Consider the following 4,211-nt stretch of genomic DNA (forward strand, 5'->3'; position numbering starts at 1 on the left):
CACTTCGAGGTCCGCGAGGACGGCGAGCCCGTGGACCCGCGCGGCTACCTCTGAGCCGACGGGCCGCCAGAGACCAGCTCGGCCCGTGCCCGGCGCACGCAGGTGACGTCGTCGCGAGAGGCCGATCTGATCCCCCGCACGGCGGTGAGCTGCTCGGCGCCGGTCGTGGGGCAGTCCTTCCGTCCTCAGGGCTGACCGGGGGGGCTGGGCTGGTGCGGAGGGTCTGAGGTCTGGCCGCTCGACCGCTCGCTGGCTCCGTCCAGGGATCGCAGGTACAGGTTGTACGCAGCCAGCGCCGCGTCGCCGTCCCGATCCGCCTGACGGTCGTACCGGCGCTGCTCCCGGTCGTCGTCGCGGAGCCACGCGAAGGCCAGGGCGACGCTGAGGATCGCCACGGGGTAGTCACCGAGTCCCCAGGCGATGGCACCTCCCACGTACTGGTCCTGTGCGAGGTCCACCCAGCTCGGTGCGGCCGCGAGGAACCAGTCCTCGGCGAGTATGACGTCGCTGGACATGAGGATGATGCCGAAGAACGCATGGAAGGCCATCGTGATGATGAGGATCATCAGGCGCAGCGGGTACGGCGGTCTCTGCGGACCGGGGTCGATGCCGACGAGGACCCACGCGAAGAGATATCCGGACAGCAGGAAGTGCAACGTCATCAGGACGTGCCCGACGTAGCTGGCCATGGCGAGCTCGAAGAGCGGGCTGTAGTAGAAGACCATCAGCGAGATCACGAACAACGGGGGTGCCACCAGCGGACTCGCCACGAGCCGGAACATCCCGGAGTGGACCAGGACCAGCAGCCACTCCCGGAGCCCTCGGCCACTCGACCGGGGGGCGAGGGTCCTGAAGGCAAGGCTGACCGGCGCGGCCAGGACCAGGAACGCCGGGACCGCCATGGAGATCGTCATGTGCTGGACCATGTGCATGCTGAACAAGGCCATGCCATACACGGCCGGCGCGCCGTTGGTCGCCCAGCCGAACAGCGTCCAGCCGAGACACCACGCGAACGTCCGCCGGGCGGGCCAGCGGTGGCCCCGGCGCCTCAGCCTCACCACGGCGACCAGGTAGCCGCCGGTCGACAACAACGCGACCGGTGCGAACAGCGGGTCGAAGGTCCACCGGGTGAACCAGTCCACGGCCTCGAGCGGAGCCAGCACCTGGCTGCCCATCCCCATAGCCATACCGGCATGTCCCTGCTCGCCGCCGACCGCCTCCATGGGGGAGCCCGTGGTAGGCGAGGCCCCTGTCGTCGAGGGCGACGGGAGGACCAGCCAGGGGACACTGACGAGCACACCCAAGGCCACCAGGGCAAGGCTGCGGGCACGCTGCGTGTCGCGCTGTGCCGCCACGACCGCCACCGCGGCGCCGCACACACCGACCACCACGAACATCGAGGTGGCAGCTGCGACCTCGGCCGTGGACACCGTCAGCAGGGCTGCGTACCCCGCAGCCAGCACCCCCACGACCGGCACCACCGGGACTCCGGTGTGCCGCGACGGCCTCGCGAGGCCAGGGGCGGTGGACCGGTCGGCCGTGAGCAGGCCGGTGAGGACCGGTCCCGCCGTGAGCACGACCGCCGAGAGCCAAGCCGCGCGGGCCACGACCGCCACCGGAGAGGCCGAGACCTCCGGCTGGCTGACCCAGCTGCCCAGCAGCACCAGCGGCAGGTGGCTGACAGCCAGCCCGAGCAGGGCCCATCCAGAGACCGCCAGCACCGTGCGCGCGGGTCGCAGCAGGCTGAGCAGCACCCCGGTCGAGCCAGCCATAGCCAGCACATGAGACGTGAAGACCGCATCGCCACCACTGGGTGCACCCGGTGAACCGGCCGAGCTCACCGCGGCCGCACCGAAGGTCTCCACGACGGCCAGCAGGAACAGCGCGACGGCCGAGACCCGACTGATGAGGACCAGCCGCGTCAAACGTCCCTCGGCTGCGGCTGCCCCGTCGAGGCCGACGCCGCGCGCTGGGCGCACCGACTCACCCGCCACGGTGATCAACGTCGAGGCGAGAAGCGCCAGCACTGCGACCCGGAGCACGACCACGGGCCAGACAGCCCCGTCGACACCACCCAGGTGCGGGACCGTCAGCGACAGCACCGCCCGCGCGTCGCGGGACAAGACGGCGCAGAGCGCAGCCGCGACCGTCAGGGCGGCGAGGGTGACCGCGGGCAGCATGCTCGACCCGTGACGGAGCGCTGAGAACGAGGGGTTCATGCTCATGTCGCTGCGCCGGTCCGCGTCCAACGGTCCAACCGGGACCCGCAGGTGGCTGCGCGAACGCCGCCGCAGGTGCGGTAACTACCCGAGCGACGCCAGCGGTGCCGCCCGTACGAGTTTCTCGTGTCGCCGCCCCCGACCGAGGTGGTCAGCCGGGCTCCCACAGCATCGACCAGTGCGGCTCTTTCCCCGCACGGATCGCCCAGTGCCGACCCGCATCTCTTCGGGGTCCCAGCTCGGTCCACGTCGGACGGCACCGCGATCGGCAAGGCCTTCGCCCGCCTCAGGCCCGGTGGTGTCCGCTGGCGGCGCTGGTCACCCGCGCCGACGAGGAGGCGTCGGGAGCACCAGGACAACCCTCGGGGCAAGACATGCGGTGACAAGACCGGTGGGCTCAAGAGCACGACCTCCCCCGCGGCGACCGGCTCGGTCCTCCGAGAGTGCGTGACGTCGTCGACCACGGCCACTGCGGCGGTACGTCCTGACGGGGACTCAGCGCGCACCCGTCCGTTCTCTCCGTCTCTCTGCGTCACCAGGAGAACCCGCCGGCGGGACCGGGAGCACGTCGCGTGCCACCGCCGAGCGGACGCCTCCCCCCTCAGCGGGGACACCCCCTGCCGCAGGTGCTGACAGTGCAATTGGACTGTGAACGGCGGCTCGCGGAGCGTCGCGTCGCTCACTTCATGTCGTGCGGTGAGGTCTCTCACAGTGCGCATGCCTTCGGGACTAGAACGGGTGGGCGAGCAGGAACCACGCATCGAGCAGGACCCGGCCCAGCCGGGGCTGTTCGATGGACGGGCCGTGCTAGTCCGGGCGCTCCCGACCTCGCAGCAGTGCAGACCCAGGCAGGGCCGGGAGCCGAGCATTCAGGCGTAGCAGGGCATCTCGACGCTCCTGCTCAGCACCTGCCGGCGCGACACCCTCGTGGTCCCCGGCATGGTGATGCCCGCTCTGGTCGTGAGAAGGACGTGATGTGTCTCCCTCTGGGGGCTCGGTAAGGGTCTCGACGACCTCGAGGTCCCCTTCCGGGCGGGCGGTGAAGCCCAAGGAGGAGACAGCCACGACATCCTCAGGCTCCGTCGCCTCTGCGGTGCACGACACCGTGAGGACGGCCTTCAGTGACGCCTCGATACCCAGGTGCGCCGTGCCCCACACGACCGGGAGCAGCAGGGCGCAGACGACGGCAGCGACAACGCTGGTCCGCTCGTCCAGCACGCGTCCCCGGATAAGAGCCACACGGTGAGCATGGCAGCACGGCTCCCCAGGCACTCAGGCCCGGCTGCCCGAAGCCTCGGCACTACCCGGTCGGCGGGTCCGCCGGGCTTGCCCGCCGGGGTTCTGGTGGCGTTGGCGGCACCGCCAGCCGGGCGGCGCCGACGTGGACGTGCTCTCGGCAGGATGTCGTCGGGCGACACCTCGATGCAGATCGCCGGGCTGGGCCAATCCCACCCCCCACTGCGGGCACTTCGTCGGGACGGCGCCTTCGTGGTGAGCACACTCGTGCGTTACTGCCCCTCGCGCTGGTCGGTGGGGACGCCCGGCTCGCGCCGGATGTCCGGGTCGCCGAGCACCTGCTCGAGGACGGTCTTGTCGGCGTAGGCCTGGTCGGCGGCCGCGATCTCCGGGTGGTGCAGGTCGAACGCGGCGCGCTCGGAGCGGATGCGCGGCAGGCTCGTGAAGTTGTGCCGCGGCGGCGGGCAGGACGTCGCCCACTCCAGGGAGTTGGCGTAGCCCCACGGGTCGTCGACCTCGACCTTGGCGCCCTTGGTCGCGGTGATGTACACGTTCCAGAGGAACGGCAGCGTCGCCGCGCCGAGCAGGAACGCCCCGGCGGTGGAGATCTGGTTGAGGAGGGTGAAGCCGTCCTCGGGCAGGTAGTCCGCGTAGCGACGGGGCATGCCGTCCGCGCCCAGCCAGTGCTGGACCAGGAAGGTGGTGTGGAAGCCGACGAACGTCATCCAGAAGTGCAGCTTGCCCAGGCCGTCGTTG

Annotated in this window: 2 protein-coding genes; both read right to left on the reverse strand. The window is 70.9% G+C overall.

Annotated features, from left to right (window positions below; genetic code table 11):
- Positions 1–185: 185 nt before the first annotated feature.
- Positions 186–2,180 carry a cytochrome c oxidase assembly protein gene (locus WCS02_RS18170; RefSeq protein ID WP_340295699.1) on the reverse strand — a complete coding sequence of 665 codons (1,995 nt, stop codon included), beginning with the start codon at positions 2,178–2,180 and terminating at the stop codon, positions 186–188.
- Between the two features lie 1,547 nt (positions 2,181–3,727).
- Positions 3,728–4,211, reverse strand: a 484-nt coding sequence (locus WCS02_RS18175) for a cbb3-type cytochrome c oxidase subunit I (RefSeq protein WP_340295700.1), incomplete at its 5' end; no start/stop codon positions are given.

The organism is Aquipuribacter hungaricus (assembly GCF_037860755.1).
Taxonomy (GTDB): Bacteria; Actinomycetota; Actinomycetes; order Actinomycetales; family JBBAYJ01; genus Aquipuribacter; species Aquipuribacter hungaricus.

Bases quoted from the DNA above. Each gene is read 5' to 3' on its own strand.
- WCS02_RS18170 (WP_340295699.1), bottom strand. From the start codon at position 2,180: ATGCTGCCCGCGGTCACCCTCGCCGCCCTGACGGTCGCGGCTGCGCTC.